11 protein-coding genes and 2 tRNA genes are annotated in these 16110 nt (G+C 68.4%); 9 read left to right on the plus strand and 4 right to left on the minus strand.

All coding sequences use genetic code 11. The features are described 5' to 3' along the window. Positions 1-243 precede the first annotated feature (243 nt). The 7 genes from BST11_RS27615 to BST11_RS14705 all read left to right on the plus strand — a co-directional run bounded on the left by BST11_RS27615 (position 244) and on the right by BST11_RS14705 (position 3874). Positions 244-314: transfer RNA gene (locus BST11_RS27615), tRNA-OTHER, on the plus strand. A 67-nt stretch (positions 315-381) separates the two neighbouring features. After that, positions 382-452: transfer RNA gene (locus BST11_RS14695), tRNA-Arg, on the plus strand. A gap of 381 nt (positions 453-833) precedes the next feature. Next, positions 834-1010 carry a hypothetical protein gene (locus BST11_RS27620; protein ID WP_158086793.1) on the plus strand — a complete coding sequence of 59 codons (177 nt, stop codon included), beginning with the start codon at positions 834-836 and terminating at the stop codon, positions 1008-1010. 62 nt (positions 1011-1072) lie between these two features. After that, a complete protein-coding gene (locus BST11_RS27165; RefSeq protein ID WP_142276357.1) occupies positions 1073-1258 on the plus strand; it encodes a hypothetical protein in 186 nt (61 codons plus the stop codon). A gap of 142 nt (positions 1259-1400) precedes the next feature. After that, a complete protein-coding gene (locus BST11_RS27625) occupies positions 1401-1574 on the plus strand; it encodes a hypothetical protein (RefSeq protein WP_158086794.1) in 174 nt (57 codons plus the stop codon). Positions 1575-1850: 276 nt separating this feature from the next. Then, positions 1851-3023: an NAD(P)-dependent malic enzyme gene (locus BST11_RS14700; RefSeq protein ID WP_083138671.1), complete on the plus strand. Its 1173-nt coding sequence runs from the start codon at positions 1851-1853 to the stop codon at positions 3021-3023. Next, a complete protein-coding gene (locus BST11_RS14705) occupies positions 3020-3874 on the plus strand; it encodes a glycine betaine ABC transporter substrate-binding protein (RefSeq protein ID WP_083138672.1) in 855 nt (284 codons plus the stop codon). The genes BST11_RS14700 and BST11_RS14705 overlap by 4 nt, the downstream gene beginning before the upstream one ends. 88 nt (positions 3875-3962) lie before the next feature. Here the strand turns inward: BST11_RS14705 and BST11_RS14710 are convergent, their stop codons facing one another. Beyond that, entirely contained in the window at positions 3963-4790 is an 828-nt protein-coding gene (locus BST11_RS14710; RefSeq protein WP_083138673.1) for an SDR family NAD(P)-dependent oxidoreductase, read from the minus strand. Between the two features lie 158 nt (positions 4791-4948). On the opposite strand from BST11_RS14710, the gene BST11_RS14715 reads away from it, so the two are divergent. After that, positions 4949-6187 carry a class I SAM-dependent methyltransferase gene (locus tag BST11_RS14715; protein ID WP_083138674.1) on the plus strand — a complete coding sequence of 413 codons (1239 nt, stop codon included), beginning with the start codon at positions 4949-4951 and terminating at the stop codon, positions 6185-6187. A 74-nt stretch (positions 6188-6261) separates the two neighbouring features. Here BST11_RS14715 and BST11_RS14720 read toward each other — a convergent pair whose 3' ends face one another. Both BST11_RS14720 and BST11_RS14725 read right to left on the minus strand, forming a co-directional pair. Further along, on the minus strand, positions 6262-9984 hold the full coding sequence (locus tag BST11_RS14720) for a multifunctional oxoglutarate decarboxylase/oxoglutarate dehydrogenase thiamine pyrophosphate-binding subunit/dihydrolipoyllysine-residue succinyltransferase subunit (protein ID WP_083138675.1): 3723 nt from the start codon (positions 9982-9984) through the stop codon (positions 6262-6264). 157 nt (positions 9985-10141) lie between these two features. After that, positions 10142-10909 carry a hypothetical protein gene (locus tag BST11_RS14725; protein WP_067316990.1) on the minus strand — a complete coding sequence of 256 codons (768 nt, stop codon included), beginning with the start codon at positions 10907-10909 and terminating at the stop codon, positions 10142-10144. A gap of 139 nt (positions 10910-11048) precedes the next feature. On the opposite strand from BST11_RS14725, the gene BST11_RS14730 reads away from it, so the two are divergent. Then, positions 11049-12695: a DHA2 family efflux MFS transporter permease subunit gene (locus tag BST11_RS14730; RefSeq protein ID WP_083138676.1), complete on the plus strand. Its 1647-nt coding sequence runs from the start codon at positions 11049-11051 to the stop codon at positions 12693-12695. Here the strand turns inward: BST11_RS14730 and BST11_RS14735 are convergent. Beyond that, a complete protein-coding gene (locus tag BST11_RS14735) occupies positions 12688-16083 on the minus strand; it encodes a TM0106 family RecB-like putative nuclease (protein WP_083138677.1) in 3396 nt (1131 codons plus the stop codon). The genes BST11_RS14730 and BST11_RS14735 overlap by 8 nt on opposite strands. Between the last annotated feature and the right edge of the window lie 27 nt (positions 16084-16110).

Genomic DNA, 16110 nt, shown 5'->3' on the forward strand with positions numbered 1-16110 from the left:
TCAGCCCGAACCGACAAAGAAACCACAGCTCAGGGCCCTGCGATCGTCGTCAATCCGGCAACGTGAGCCAAGTCAGGTTACATTCAGGAATGCCCGCTGTGTCACGAGTTGCACAACGAGCGGGAGTGGGATGCCTACTGGTGTCCGGGCTGCGAGCATTTGATTTGCGCCGGATGTGAAACGTGTTGCCCGTAGGGCATTTTGAGAATCCCCTCCCCCGATTTTTATAGCACTAACTTTTTTGGGGTGTTGTCTGGTGAGACTGGAAGTTTTGCAAACTACCGGGAAGAGTTCGATTCTCTTACATTCCACCATGCCGGTTAGGCCATCCCTCCTGGCACTCCCGGTATAGAGCCCGCGGTTGAGGGACCGTGGGCGCCTACCCTTATAGCTCAGCGGAAGAGCAGTGGTCTACGAAGCCATGCGCCCACGTTCGAATCGTGGTAGGGGTACATGTGTCGCTATGCGATGAAACACTATAGAACGCATTGGGCTTGTGTCCCTTGCCGTTTTGTGGCGAAACACTATCCTGAAGTAACCCAACATTGTCCACAATGCTCCCGGCCCATGGTTAACGTGGGGCGGGATTTTCATGCGCCCCGCAAGCGTGACGATTCGGGTTGGCGGGTGGTTGCCCAGATGGTTGAGCTGGGCGTGCGGTATGACTCGTGTGGTTGTTCTGGCCCGGGTTGGCGGCCGGCGACGATGGCCGAGTTTAGGGCGCATTGGCCGCCGCCGATGAATGCCCCGTATCGTCGCCGGCCGCGTGTATCCTATTAGCGAAGATCCCCGCTGCGGCGGGGATCTTCTGCGTTTGTGGTATAGTACAAAGCATGACTGATAAAACAAGATATGTTCTATATGTTGTGTTCGGCCTGCTTGTCTGGTTTGGCGGTTCCCCGCTGGCCGGCGGGGCCCTTGGTATGGTTATTGCCGTCATCGGCGGCGCTATCTTTGGTTGGGGCGCTAGCTCCCTGTTGTGTCTGGCCATGGGGCGGCCGCGGCGATGAGCGCGGCGATCCTCATTTTCATCGCGGCGATAGTTCTAGTGCTTTTGTTCTCGGGGTAGGTTGTGGCAAAGAAACCCGATATTCCGGGCGATGTAAACAGGCCGATGCTGTGGCAGTTGGCTGACCGTTGGGAGGACCGCTGGCGCGATTATCGCGGTTTGAGCCCGTTGGATCGCTTCATTTGGAAGCAGGCGTGGCAGGAATTGGTGAATGTGTTGGGTGAAAGGTTCCCGAAGGGGAAGAAATGAGGCCGAATACCTCGATTAGTAAGGAAATTATTTTGGGGCCGGAACCGACCCCAGATGAGATATGCCAGGCTCGGGTGGTTGTTTGTGCGAATGCGAATTCGCCCGAGGAGGCGTCGGTGTTTTTAAAAATGTTGGGATTGATGTGAAGAAGCGCATTGTTGCGGCGCTGACCGCCGGCGCGGTCGTGTTTGGGCTCGCCGCGTGTGGCGGCGATAACGGGGACGCCCCGCAGCCCACGGTGGATAACCGCCCGCCTGGGTTTGTCTACATTCCGCCGATAGGAGACATGCCGGGCGTCGGCCCGATCATGTACTGAATCATGTACGACGAGTATCCGATCATGTGCGACGAGTATCCGTTGGGCGAGGAACCGGCGTGTGACCTTGATGCCCTCCGCGCGGAACTGCCGGTGGCGGAGTGGCCGGGTTGGGGCGATTTGATTGATTGACGCCCCGGCCAAGCCGTTTGTAAGAGAAGCTAATTAGCTGACGGGGTACTAACCGGGCCGGATGCCAAAACGGAAAAGCCCAGGTTAGGGCCGGCGTAGGGGGTCGATTGCGGCCACCTAACCGGTAATCAGTACCCTGATTCCGTGCCAGATACCGTGGACTCACTCCCCGCCATCGGAGACGACGAGATCTTCGAGGCGCACGTAGGCGGAAAGCTCTCCGTGGCGCTGCAGGCCCCGCTGGACACCCAGCGCGCTCTGTCGGTCGCCTACACCCCGGGCGTGGCGCAGGTCAGCCGCGCGATCGCCGCCGACCGCACCCTGGCCGCCCGCTACACCTGGTCGAACCGGCTGGTCGCGGTCGTCAGCGACGGCAGCGCGGTGCTCGGCCTGGGCGACATCGGGCCCGAGGCGTCGCTGCCCGTGATGGAGGGCAAGTGCGCCCTGTTCCAGGCCTACGGCGGGCTGAACGCGATCCCGATCGTGCTGGACACCAAGGACCCCGACGAGATCGTCGAGACCCTGGTGCGGCTGCGGCCGACGTTCGGCGCCGTCAACCTCGAGGACATCTCCGCCCCGCGCTGCTTCGAGATCGAGCGCCGCGTCATCGAGGCGCTGGACTGCCCGGTGATGCACGACGACCAGCACGGCACCGCGATCGTCGTGCTGGCCGCGCTGATGGGCGCCGGCAAGTTGCTCGGCCGCGACATGTCCTCGCTGCGCGTGGTGGTCTCCGGCGCCGGCGCCGCCGGTGTCGCATGCACGAATCTCCTTCTGACGATGGGTGTTTCGGACATCACCGTGCTCGACTCGCGCGGCATCCTGCACGCCGGGCGCGACGACATGAACGGTGTCAAGGCCGAGCTGGCGCGCCGCACCAACCCCGATGGCCTCACCGGCGGCATGGTCGAGGCGCTCGAGGGCGCCGAGGTGTTCCTCGGGCTGTCGGGCGGCGTGGTCCCCGAGGAGCTGATCGCCACGATGGCGCCCGGCGGGATCGTGTTCGCGCTGTCCAACCCGGACCCCGAGATCCACCCGGACATCGCGGCCAAGTACGCGGCCGTCGTGGCCACCGGCCGCAGCGACTTCCCGAACCAGATCAACAACGTGCTGGCGTTCCCCGGGGTGTTCCGCGGCGCGCTGGACGCCGGGGCCCGCCGGATCACCGAGAAGATGATGGTGGCCGCGGCAGAGGCGATCTTCTCCGTCGTCAGCGACGAGCTCGCCGTGGACCGCATCGTCCCCAGCCCGCTGGATGCGCGCGTCGGGGAGGCCGTCGCCGCCGCCGTCGCGATCGCCGCTGACTCCTCCGTGTGACCAGGCTGGCCGCGCTGCTGCTGGCCGCGCTGCTCGCGGTGGCGGGCTGTGCCGAGCGCCGTCCCGCCGCGGAACTGGTGGTCGGTGCTGCGCAAGGCCCGGATTCGGCGCTGCTGGCCGGCATCTACACCGCGGCGCTGCGCTCCTACGGTTTCGCGGCGCGACCCGAGACCGCCGCCGACCCGATCGCGAAGCTCGACTCCGGCGCGTTCACCGTCGTCCCCGCGTTCACCGGCCAGACGCTGCAGCGCCTGCAGCCCGGCGCGACCACCGTTTTGTCCGACGCCCAGGTCTACCGCGCGATGATCGCGGCGCTGCCCGAGGGCATCCTGGCGGGCGACTACACCACCGCGGCGGAAGACAAGCCCGCGCTGCTGGTCACGCAAGCCACCGCCAAGGCCTGGGGCGGCCACGACCTCACCGCCGACCTGAGCGCGCTGCCCAAGCATTGCGACGGCCTGACGATCGGCGCCGTCGCGGACTTTCCCGCGCCCGGGGTGGTGGGATCGTGCCGGTTGCCCGCCGCACGCGGATTCGCCAGCGAGACAGCGCTTTTCGCGGCCGTGCGGGCCGGTGAGCTGACGGCGGCGTGGACCACCACGGCCGACCCCGACAACCCCGCCGACCTGGTCGCGCTGGCCGACGGCAAGCCCGCGCTGGTCCGGGCCGAGAACGTGGTGCCGCTGTATCGGCGCAACGCCCTGACCGATCGGCAGCTGCTGGCGATCAACGAGGTGGCCGGCGTGCTGGACACCGCGGCGCTGGCCGGAATGCGTCGCCAGGTGGCCGGCGGCGCGGACCCGCAGGCGGTGGCCGGCGGCTGGCTGGCCGAACACCCGCTGGGTCGCTGACCCGGCGCCGGTTCGGGCGCCGAGACTGCGCCCAGCACACATTCGCCGCCGATCCGGCGCACTGGGCGCAGTTTCGACGAGGGTGCCGTCAGGATTTGGGCATCAACCGGCCCATCACGGGGCCGAAGAGCTGCTGGTAGTACGGGCCCGCGACCCGGACCATCAGGTCCAAGACCTTGGCGTCGGTGCCGACCAGCACGCGGGCCTTCTTCTTGCGCACCGCGTCCAGGATGATCTTGGCGGCCCGCTCCGGGCTGGTCTTGGCCAGGCGCTTGTCGAACAGCTTGGCCAGCTCGTCGCGGTCGAGCCCCTCCGCGGCGGTGGCGTTGCGGGCGATCGCGGTCTTGATGCCGCCCGGGTGCACGGTGGTCACCGCGACCGGGTGGCCGGCCAGCGTCATCTCCTGGCGCAGCGCCTCGGTAAAGCCGCGGACGGCGAATTTGGCGGCGTTGTACGCCGCCTGCCCCGGCACCGAGAACAACCCGAACACGCTCGAGACGTTGACGACGTGGCCGTCCCCGGACGCGATCAGGTGCGGCAGGAACGCCTTGGTGCCGTTGACGACGCCCCAGAAGTCGACGTCCATCACCCGCTCGATGTCCTTGAACTGGCTGATCTCGATGTCGCCGGTGAAGGCGATGCCGGCGTTGTTGTAGATCTGATTGACCTTGCCGAAGTGCTCGGCGACCTCGTCGGCGTAGGCCAGGAAGGCCTCGCGCTCGGTGACGTCGAGCCGGTCGGACTTGACTCCGGCGCCGATCGCCTTCAGCTTTTCCTCGGTCTGCGCCAGGCCCTCGGTGTCGACGTCGCTGATCGCGACCTTGGCGCCCGAGCGGGCCAGTTCGATGGCCAGCGCCTGCCCGATGCCCGAGCCCGCGCCGGTGACCACGGCGACCTTGCCGGCAAAACCCTGCATGAGCACCCTCTTCCTCTCGGTCGGCTCCCGTCGAGGCTAGCCGGTACCCGGGGTAACGGGAGCATGGGGGACGGTGTCGGCCATATGCCCGCTGGGTCCGGGCGAATCTGCGATGCTTCCCCTCGACCGGCGATGGGAACCCGGGAAGGAGCGCTGCCATGCAGGACGATCCGCGCGCCGACGTCGTCTCCCGCCAGTACGAGCGGTGGCGCTACCCGCAGCCGATCACGGACCTCACGCAGATGCCCGACGGCATCTGGCACTGGTACGACCCGACGCACTTTCACCGGATCCTGTGGCCCGACCGGGAATACAAGCCCGACCTCGACATCCTCATCGCGGGCTGCGGCACCAACCAGGCGGCCGTGTTCGCGCACAAGAACCCGGGGGCGAAAGTGGTGGGCGTCGACATCAGCCGGCCGTCGCTGGACCATCAGCAATACCTGAAGGACAAGCACGGCCTGTGGAACCTCGAACTGCATCTGCTTCCGATCGAGGAGCTGGGTTCGCTGGGGCTCGATTTCGACCTGATCGTCTCGACGGGGGTCGTGCACCACCTGGCCGACCCGCTGGTGGGCATGAAGGCGCTCGGCGCCTGCCTGCGCAGCGACGGCGCGATCGGCTTGACGCTCTACGCGAAATACGGGCGCGTCGGCGTGGAAATGCTGCAGTCGGTCTTTCGTGACCTGGGGCTGCGCCAGGACGAGGTCTCGGTGCAGATCGTGAAAGAGATGATGGCGTTGCTGCCGGCCGATCACCACATCCGGAGTTACTTGCGCATCGAGGGTTCCGAACTGCGTTACGACGGCGCCGTCGTCGACACCTTCCTGCACGGCCGGGACCGCAGCTACGACGTCGACGAGTGCATCGACCTGGTCACCGCCGCCGGACTGGTTTTCCAGGGCTGGTTGCTCAACGCCCCGTACTACCCGCACGACTCGTTCGCGCCGGGAACCGAGCTCAATCGAGCCCTGAACGCGTTGCCGGAGCGTCAGCTGTGGTCGGTGATGGAACGGGTACACACGTTCGGCGCGTGCCATTTCTTCATGGCGTGCCGCCCGGAGCGGCCGAAAGCGACTTATACGATTGACTTTTCGACGCGGGACTGCCTCGACTACGTCCCGATGTATCGGATGCGCTGCGGGTTGTCCGGCAACGAGATCGTCCGCCCGGATTGGCGCATGGCTCTCAACGCCGCCCAGCTCCCGTTCGTGCAGCGGGTCGACGGCCGTCGCACGATCCGCGACATCGCCGGATCCGTCGCGCAGGCCGGTGCGTCGCCGCGGGCCAGCTCCGCCGACGTGGAGACGTTCGCAAGCAAGCTGTTTCAGTCGCTGTGGCGACTGGACTTCCTCGCGATGGGCCTGCCCGGCCAGCCGGCCGGGCAGTCGGACTAACCGCCGAGGGGCCGCAAAATGCCACGCGCCGCGGCGTGTCGCCGTACAGACACGGACACTCGCGGATAAATGGCTCAGCGGAACGCCGTGTCGAGGATCTCCTGCTGCTCGACGGCGTGCACCTTCGACGAGCCCGACGACGGCGCCGACATCGCCCGGCGCGAGATTCGCTTGAGCCCGGTCAGCTTGTCGGGCAACAACTCCGGCAGTTCCAGGCCGAACCGCGGCCACGCACCCTGGTTGGCCGGCTCCTCCTGCACCCAGAAGAACTCCTCGGCGGCCGGGTAGCGGTCGAGCGTCTCGCTGAGCCGGCGCTTGGGTAGCGGGGCGAGCTGCTCGATGCGCACGATCGCCACGTCGTCGCGGTTGTCCTTGGCCTTCCGCGCCACCAGCTCGTAGTACAGCTTGCCGCTGGTCAGCAGGATCCGCCGGACCTTGCCGCGATCGCCGTCGCCGTCCTCGTAGGTCGGTTCCTCGAGCACCGAGCGGAACTTGATCTCGGTGAAGTCCCTGATGTCGCTGACGACGGCCTTGTTGCGCAACATCGACTTCGGCGTGAACACGATCAGCGGGCGCTGAATCCCGTCGAGGGCGTGGCGGCGCAACAGGTGGAAGTAGTTGGACGGCGTCGAGGGCACCGCGATGGTCATCGACCCCTCCGCCCACAGCTGCAGGAAGCGTTCGATGCGCCCGGAGGTGTGGTCGGGGCCCTGGCCCTCGTGGCCGTGCGGCAGCAGCAGCACCACGTTGGACAGCTGGCCCCACTTGGCCTCGCCGGAGCTGATGAACTCGTCGATGATCGACTGCGCGCCGTTGACGAAGTCACCGAACTGCGCCTCCCACAACACGAGTGCGTCCGGGTTGCCCACGGTGTAGCCGTACTCGAAGCCCACGGCGGCGTACTCCGACAGCGGTGAGTCGTAGACCATGAACCTGCCGCCGGTGGGGGTGCCGTCGAGGTTGGTCGCCAGCAGCTGCAGCGGTGTGAACTCCGCGCCGGTGTTGCGGTCGATGATGACCGAATGGCGTTGGGAGAAGGTGCCGCGCCGGGTGTCCTGCCCCGATAGCCGCACCAGCTTGCCCTCGGACACCAGCGAACCCAGCGCCAGCAGCTCGCCGAAGGCCCAGTCGATCTTGCCCTCGTAGGCCATCTCCCGGCGCCTTTCGAGCACCGGCAGCACGCGTGGGTGCACGGTGAAGCCGTCGGGCACGGACAGGAACGCGTCGCCGATGCGCGCCAGCAGCGACTTGTCCACCGCGGTGGCCAGCCCCGCGGGCACCAGCTGGTCGGCCTCGACGGACTCGCTGGGCTGCACGCCGTGCTTCTCCAGCTCGCGGACCTCGTTGAACACCCGCTCCAGCTGGCCCTGGTAGTCGCGCAGCGCATCCTCGGCTTCCTTGAGCGAGATGTCGCCGCGGCCGATCAGGGCCTCGGTGTAGCTCTTGCGGGCGCCGCGCTTGGTGTCGACGACGTCGTACATGTACGGGTTGGTCATCGACGGGTCGTCGCCCTCGTTGTGGCCGCGGCGGCGGTAGCACAGCATGTCGATGACGACGTCCTTCTTGAACCGCTGCCGGAAGTCGACGGCCAGCTTGGCCACCCACACACACGCTTCGGGGTCGTCGCCGTTGACGTGAAAGATGGGTGCCCCAACCATTTTCGCGACGTCGGTGCAGTACTCGCTGGACCGCGAGTACTCCGGCGCGGTGGTGAAGCCGATCTGGTTGTTGACGATGATGTGGATGGTGCCGCCGACGCGGTAGCCGGGCAGGTTGGCCAGGTTCAGCGTCTCGGCCACCACGCCCTGGCCGGCGAAGGCGGCGTCGCCGTGCAGCATCATCGGCACCACGGAGAAGGCCTTCTCGTCACCGTGGTCCTCGGCGCCGCGGTCCAGCAGGTCCTGCTTGGCCCGGACCAGGCCCTCGAGGACCGGGTCGACCGCCTCCAGGTGCGACGGGTTGGCGGTCAGCGACACCTGAATGTCGTTGTCGCCGAACATCTGCAGGTACACACCGGTGGCGCCGAGGTGGTACTTGACGTCGCCGGAGCCGTGCGCCTGCGACGGGTTGAGGTTGCCCTCGAACTCGGAAAAGATCTGCGAGTACGGCTTGCCGACGATGTTGGCCAGCACGTTGAGCCGGCCGCGGTGCGGCATGCCGATGACCACCTCGTCGAGGCCGTATTCGGCGCACTGATCGATCGCCGCGTCCATCATCGGGATCACGCTCTCGGCGCCTTCCAGCGAAAAGCGTTTCTGTCCAACATATTTGGTCTGCAGAAACGTCTCGAAGGCCTCGGCGGCGTTGAGCCGGCTCAGGATGTACTTCTGTTCGGCGACGGTCGGTTTGACGTGCTTGGTCTCGACCCGTTGCTGCAGCCACTCCTGCTGCTCGGGCTCGAGGATATGGGTGTACTCCACGCCGATGTGGCGGCAGTACGCGTCGCGCAGCAGCCCCAGCACGTCGCGCAGCTTCTTGTACTCCGAGCCCGCGAAGCCGTTGACCTTGAAGACGCGGTCGAGGTCCCACAGCGTCAGCCCGTGGGTTTGCACGTCCAGGTCGGGATGGCTGCGGAACCGGGTGCCGTCCAGGCGCAGCGGGTCGATGTCGGCCATCAGGTGCCCGCGGTTGCGGTAGGCCGCGATCAGCTCCATCACCCGGGCGTTCTTGTCGACGATCGAGTCCGGGTTGTCGGTGCTCCAGCGCACCGGGACGTACGGGATGGACAGCTCGCGGAAGATCTCGTCCCAGAAGTCGTCCGAGAGCAGCATGGCGTGGATGACGCGCAGGAAGTCGCCGGACTCCGCGCCCTGGATGATGCGGTGGTCGTAGGTCGAGGTCAGGGTGATCAGCTTGCCGATGCCCAGCTCGGCGATGCGCTCCTCGCTGGCCCCCTGATACTCGGCCGGGTACTCCATGGCGCCGACGCCGATGATGGCGCCCTGGCCGGACATCAGCCGCGGCACCGAGTGCACGGTGCCGATGGTTCCGGGGTTGGTCAATGAAATCGTCACGCCCGCAAAGTCTTCGGCGGTCAACTTGCCGTCGCGGGCCCGGCGGACGATGTCCTCGTAGGCGGTGACGAATTGCGCGAAGCGCATCGTCTCGCAGCGCTTGATGCCGGCCACCACCAGCGAGCGCTTGCCGTCCTTGCCCTGCAGGTCGATGGCCAGCCCGAGGTTGGTGTGGGCGGGTGTGACGGCGCTCGGCTTGCCGTCGACCTCTGCGTAGTGCCGGTTCATGTTCGGGAATTGCTTGATCGCCTGCACCAGCGCGTAACCCAGGATGTGGGTGAAGGAGATCTTGCCGCCGCGGGTGCGCTTGAGCTGGTTGTTGATGACGATCCGGTTGTCGATCAGCAGCTTGGCCGGGATCGCCCGCACGCTGGTCGCCGTGGGCACCTCGAGCGACGCCGACATGTTCTTGACGACGGCCGCCGCCGCTCCGCGCAGCACCTGCACCTCGTCACCCTCGGCGGGCTTGGGCGCGGCGGGCTTCGGCGCCGGCGGAGCCGACGGCGCCTGCGTCGCCGGAGCGCCGTTGCCTCCCGTCGGCTTGGCTTCCGGGGCGGCGGGCCTGGCTTCCGGGGCGGCGGGCTTCGCCGCCGGGGCGGGGGCGGCTTGTCCGTCGCCCGAGGCGGTCGAGGTGCCCCGGGCCGCCTCGGTGGTGGGCTCGGGGTTGTAGTCGACCAAAAACTCGTGCCAGCTCGGGTCCACCGACGAGGGATCGTCGCGGAACTTCCGGTACATCTCCTCGACCAGCCATTCGTTTTGCCCGAATGGAGAAATGTTGCTCACGGCCGCTGTTCGCCTCAATTCTTGTGTCCGGTAGCCGCTATCGCGCGGAGCCTCACACCCGCGATGGCCCTGGAACGTTTCCGCCCCAGTAAAGGCTATCCTTTCGCCGCGATCGGCGAGGCGTAGGCGGTGGTGCCGCCCTCGCGACCGCGAGGCGCTAGCCGGCCTCGTGGACCGGAGGCGGCAACAGCCGCAGGACGCCCGGCCAGCGGGCGGGCGCATCGCCGAACGCCTCGCGCGCGTTGCGCACGATCTTCTTGCCCGCCATCCGGTTGCCGGCGCCCCCGATCACGGCGCCGACGCCGACCGGCAGCAACTTGCCGAACATCAGGGCCCCCTTGCGCACGGTGTACCGCTTGACGAAGTACCTGAGCATGCGGTTGTTCAACCGCGACAGCGTCGGCAGCGGCAGCGACGCCATGCCCTCGGCCAGCCAGCCGCCGTTGGTGCGGGTCGGCCCGATCAGCTCGCCGATGGCGCGCTTGCTGTCGTCGCCGACCAGGACCGAGAGGACCAGAGCGCGGCGGCGCTCTCGGTGGTCGGCCGGGATGTTGTACACCACGGCCTTGGCCAGCACGAACAGGGCGGTGGCCTCGACGAAGAAGACGGTTTCCCCGGCGCCCGCGGACACCGCCGTCAGCGTCCCGACCCCGGGAAACGTCGCGGCCGACCCGACGGCGGCCCCGCTGGCCGTAAGCGCGGCCAGGTAGCGCTTTTCCAGCTTGGCGTCGATCTGGGCCGGGCTCGCGGCGGGGTGCGCCCGGCGCAGCCTGGCCACATACGCTTGCGCGGCGGGGCCGTGGATCCGGGTGCTGCGCTCGATGACCTGCGCCAACGCCCGCGCCGACGCCTTGGGCCGGCCACCCGTGTCGGGGGTCCGGTCCAGCTTGGACATCTGTGAGGCTCTGTTCCGTCGGGCCCGCATATTGTCTCTCCTGCCAATTCGTCCCTTCAGGCTAACCCCGCCGTTTGTGATCCGCGGCCGAGCGGCCCGTTGCCCCGCCCGCAATAATGCGGGCAGGGTTTGGGGAAGTGCCGTCGGGAGCCGAAGCGAGGTGGGGCATATGACCTGGGCGAGGTCCCGGTCGGGGAACCCCTGGCACGCGCTCTGGGCGATGATGATCGGCTTCTTCATGATCATGGTCGACTCGACCATCGTCGCCATCGCCAACCCGACGATCATGACCAGCCTGCGCATCGGCTACGACACCGTGGTCTGGGTGACCAGCGCCTACCTGCTGGGGTATGCGGTGGTGCTGCTGGTGGCGGGGCGCCTCGGCGACCGGTTCGGGCCCAAGAACCTCTACCTGCTCGGGCTGGTGGTGTTCACCGCGGCCTCGATGTGGTGCGGGTTGTCGGGCAGCGCCGCCACGCTGATCGCCGCGCGCGTCGTGCAGGGCGTCGGCGCCGGGGTGCTCACCCCGCAGACGTTGTCGACGATCACCCGGATCTTCCCGGCGCAGCGCCGCGGCGTGGCGGTGAGCCTGTGGGGCGCGACCGCCGGCGTCGCCAGCCTGGTCGGTCCGCTGGCCGGCGGCGCGCTCGTCGATGGCCTGGGCTGGCAGTGGATCTTCTTCGTCAACATCCCGATCGGCGTGATCGGGCTGGCGCTGGCGGTGTGGCTGGTTCCGGTGCTGCCGACCCAGATACACCGCTTCGACCTGGTCGGCGTCGCGCTGTCCGGGGTGGGCGTCTTCCTGATCGTCTTCGGCCTGCAGCAGGGGCAGGCCGCGCACTGGCAGCCCTGGATTTGGGCGATGATCGTCGCCGGCGTGGGGTTCGTCTCGGCGTTCGTCTACTGGCAGTCGGTGAATACCGGCGAGCCGCTGATCCCGCTGGCGATCTTCGCCGACCGGGACTTCAGCCTGTGCAACGCCGGGGTGGCGGTCGTGTCGTTCGTCGCGACCGCCCTCATGCTGCCGCTGACCTTTTACGCGCAGGGGGTCTGTGGGTTGTCGCCGACGCGCTCGGCGCTGCTGATCGCGCCGATGGCGGTGGCCAACGGCGTGCTCGCGCCGTTCGTCGGCAAGCTGGTCGACCGATACGATCCGCGGCCCGTCCTGGGTTTCGGGTTTTCGGTGCTGGCGATCGCGCTGACGTGGCTTTCGTTCGAGATGTCGCCCGCGACACCGATCTGGCGGCTGCTGCTGCCGTTCTTTGCCGTGGGCGTCGGGATGGCGTTCGTGTGGTCCCCGCTGACTGCCACCGCGACCCGCAACCTGCCGCCGGACCTGGCCGGCTCGGGCTCGGCCGTGTACAACTCGGTCCGCCAGCTCGGGGCGGTCCTGGGCAGCGCCGGGATGGCCGCGTTCATGACGTGGCGCATCGGCGCGGAGATGCCGCCGCAGTCCGGCGACGCCGGCACGGGGGAGGCGGGCGCCGTGGGCCTGCAGCTGCCCGAGTTCCTGCGCGACCCGTTTTCGGCCGCGATGGCGCAGTCGGCGCTGTTGCCGGCGTTCGTCGCGCTGTTCGGGATCCTCGCCACGCTGTGCCTGGTCGGGTTCGCGCCGTCGGGCGGCGGGCCGCTTCGCGATCAGGCCGGCGACGACGGTTTTGACGGCTATGACGACTATGACGATTACGTCGAGTTCGTCCTGGTTCGTGAGCCCGACGCCGGGCGACCGGCAGGCTTGGCGCACAACGGCTCTCGCGTCGGCCCCGGTAGCCGCCCCGATGTCGACCCCGTCGGCTACGGCCGGCACTCTAGGTAGGCTGCGTCAGCGCCAGGAACGCGCCCAGGTCGATCAGGCCCGCGGGCGTGCCGGGCAGGTACTCGGTCAGCAGCTGCGAGCGCACGATCACCGCGGCGTACTGCGCCCGGCTGACGGCGACGTTGAGCCGATTCCTGTTGAGCAGAAACGACATTCCGCGCGGCACGTCGTCGATCGACGAGGCCGTCATCGACACGAGCACCACCGGCGCCTGCCCGCCCTGGAATTTGTCGACGGTGCCTACCCTGACCGCGCCGAGCCCCGCCGAGCCCAGCCGCCGGCGGATCAGCGTCACCTGGGCGTTGTAGGGCGCCAGCACCAGCACGTCGGAGGTGGTGAGCGGCCGGGTGCCGTGTTCGTCGGTCCATGCCCGGCCGAGCACGCGCCGGATCTGCGCGACGATCGCGTCGGCCTCCTCGGGGCTCTCGGTCGAGTTGCCCTGGTGGGCAACCGAACTCACGTGCACTCCGGGCCGGAACCCGTCGAGGCGGCGCGCGGCCGCGCAGTCGTGGGCGTGCAGCCTGCCCTCGTAGGACAGCGCGGAGACCGCGGCGCAGACGGCCGGGTGCATGCGGTAGGAGAGGTCCAGGAAGTAACCGCGCTCGTCGGGCAGGGTGCGGCGCCCGTCGACCAGCCAATCCAGCGCCGAGGTGTCGACGGGCTCGGGATGTGTGCCCTGGCTGACCTGCGGCAGCTGCTGAGGGTCGCCGAGCAGCATGAGGTTGGCGGCCGCGGGCGCCACGGCGATGGTGTTGGCCAGGCAGAACTGCCCCGCCTCGTCGATCACCAGCAGGTCCAGGCTGCCGGGGTTTATTCGGTTGGCGTTGGCGAAATCCCATGCCGTGCCGCCGATCACGCAGCCTTCGTGACCGGCGATGAACGTGGCGTACTCGGAGGCGTCGATCTCCTGCCAGCGCGGCGCGGTGTGGTGGTGCGGCTTCTTGGCGACGCGGGCGGGATCCAATCCGGCGTCGATCACGCAGTCCAACAGGTTCTCCACCGTGGCGTGCGATTGTGCCACCACGCCGACGCGCCAGCCGTGCTCGGTGACCAGCCGCCCGATCACCAGGGCGGCGGTGTGCGTCTTGCCGGTGCCGGGCGGGCCGTGCACCGCGAGGTATGACGAGTCCAAATCCAGTGCCGCGTCGGTGATGTCGGCCGTCAAGTCGGTGGCGGCGGCGGTGCGCGGCAGCGGGGCGCCGCTACGGGTGCGGGGCGCGCGGCGCAGCAGGATGTCGACGACGGCGGTGCGGGGTAGCCGCGGCAGCCCGTCGGCCACGGCGGCGACCGTCGCCTCGATCGAGTCCCGCAGCGACGTGGTCTGTACGGGCGGGCCGGGAGTCAGCGCGAAGGGCGTCTGGTCAAAAGTGTTGCCGTCGCCGCCGGTTCGCTCGCGGATGACCACCTCGGTGGGCACGGTCGGATCGTCGACCGCGACGATCTCGGCGCGGCCGGCGCCGCGCCGGTCGGGGTTGTCGGTCATGCCCGGCGGGGCAGGGGGATCGTAGAGAGCGAAGACCTCCGTGGTCAGGTCGCCGCGGGCCAGGGTGCCGCGCAGCCGCACCTCGCGCCGCGGCTTGCGCGCGCGGGGTGGGGTGTGCCAGTGGGCGGTGACTTCCGCGTTCTCGGCGAGGAAGACGTCGGTGTCGTCGGCCCACTCGTCGACGGGGAAGTTCAGCCGGTCGAAATGCGCCCACCAGAACGGCTTGTCCTCGCGGCGGTGGTAGCCGCGCGCCGCGGAAATCAGCGCCACCGCCGTCTGCTCGGGCGTGCGGTCGCCGATGCCGGCCTCGCCGGTGAACGTCGCCAACGCCGTCGCCAGCTGGTCGCGGTCCTCGACGGTGTTGCCATCCGGAACAGGTTGGGCGCCAACGGGTATCACGCCGGACTCGTAGGCGCGCAGCATCAGCCAATTGCGCAGTTCACGGGTCGACCGGCAGTCGTAGTGGTTGTAGTCCTCGATCTCCTTGAGCACCGATGCGGCGTCGTCGGCCCGGCCGGCGGCCTGTAGCTCGCAGTAGCGGGCGTAGGAGGTGATCGATTCGGTCGCGGTGGTGACGTCACCGGCGCGCAGCTGGGAGCCCATGTAGAGGGGCTCGAGCGCCTTGAGGCTGAACGTCTCCGCGCCGACGCGAATGCTCTTGCGCACCAACGGATACAGGTCGACCAACGTCCCGCTGCGCAGCAGGTCGTCGACCTCGTCCTCGCCGACGCCGTAGCGCCCGGCCAGCCTGAGCAGCGCGGTCTTCTCGTAGGGGGCGTAGTGGTAGATGTGCATGTTGGGGCGGCGTCGCCGGCGTTTTTTGACCAGTGCCAGAAAGTCGACGAGGGCCTGGCGCTCGTCCAGCCGGTTATGCGCCCACAGCGGGTGGAAATCGCCGCCGGCCTCCAGGACGCCGAACAGGTACTCCAGGCCCCAGTCGTGCCCGTCGGCCGTCCACAGCGGGTCGCCCTCGAAGTCGAAGAACAGGTCGCCGGGGTCCGGCTCGGGCAGCAGCGCCAGCGGCCGAGCGTCGGCGATCTCGAATTGCGGTGTGCCCGTGACGCGTTGACGCACTTGCAGTTTCGCCTGCTGCGCCAGCCTGCCCAGCGCGCCGGGGAGCGTGTCGTGTTCGGCCAGCTCGGCGACCGTGGTGATGCCGGCGTCAATGAGCGTGTCGCGCTGCGTGATTCGCATCCCGGCGACGAGAAGCAGGTCATCGTCCGCACGCAGCTGCTCGGCGCACAGCGGGCAGCGGAAACACGCGTTGACGCCCTGGTCGTCCCAGCGGACCGGGGCGCCCGCCGCGTGGTGCTCGTCGAGTAGGCGCTGCAACTGCGCGCGCTGGGAACGGTAAACCGGCACGAGGTCGGCGACCCGGTAGCGCACGACGGTGCCGTCGCCCAGTTCCAGTTCGGCCTCCGGCGCCACCGGGACGCCCGAGCCCGCCAGGGTGTCGGCGTAGGCGGCCAGCTGCAGCAGCGCGGTGACCTTCGGCGATCGGGCGAGCTTGGTGTCGGTGACCCGATAGCGCTCGCCGTCGCGGACCAGGAAGTCGGCGAACCCGACGAAACGCCCGTCGAACATCGCGGCCTGATACACGACGGGGGAGCGCTCGGCGATGGCGCGGCGGGTCGCCTCGGCGGCGGCCGTCAGACCGGCGAGCGTGTAGGCCGGACGCCCGATGATGGCGACCCCGTCGCCGAACTCGTCGCGCAACCTGTCCAGCCGGCGCCGCTCGTGCTCGGTGCCCAAAGCGGCCGTGCGGGCGAGCAGCTCGTCCTCGACGGCCACGGTGGGCCCCCAGCCGAGTTTCGCGTCGAAATCGCGCAGCAGCGCGTATTCGCACCGGGCCGCGGCGGCAAGGTCCGACGCGCTGTAGACGATGCTGTCGCCGGTGACGAACACAGCCGCAACTTTAGGCGAGACATACGA

This window comes from Mycobacterium alsense, assembly GCF_002086635.1.
Taxonomy (GTDB): Bacteria; Actinomycetota; Actinomycetes; order Mycobacteriales; family Mycobacteriaceae; genus Mycobacterium; species Mycobacterium alsense.

Bases quoted from the DNA above. Each gene is read 5' to 3' on its own strand.
- BST11_RS14715 (WP_083138674.1), top strand. From the start codon at position 4,949: ATGCAGGACGATCCGCGCGCCGACGTCGTCTCCCGCCAGTACGAGCGG.
- BST11_RS27620 (WP_158086793.1), top strand. From the start codon at position 834: ATGACTGATAAAACAAGATATGTTCTATATGTTGTGTTCGGCCTGCTT.
- BST11_RS14730 (WP_083138676.1), top strand. From the start codon at position 11,049: ATGACCTGGGCGAGGTCCCGGTCGGGGAACCCCTGGCACGCGCTCTGG.
- BST11_RS14710 (WP_083138673.1), bottom strand. From the start codon at position 4,790: ATGCAGGGTTTTGCCGGCAAGGTCGCCGTGGTCACCGGCGCGGGCTCG.
- BST11_RS14725 (WP_067316990.1), bottom strand. From the start codon at position 10,909: ATGCGGGCCCGACGGAACAGAGCCTCACAGATGTCCAAGCTGGACCGG.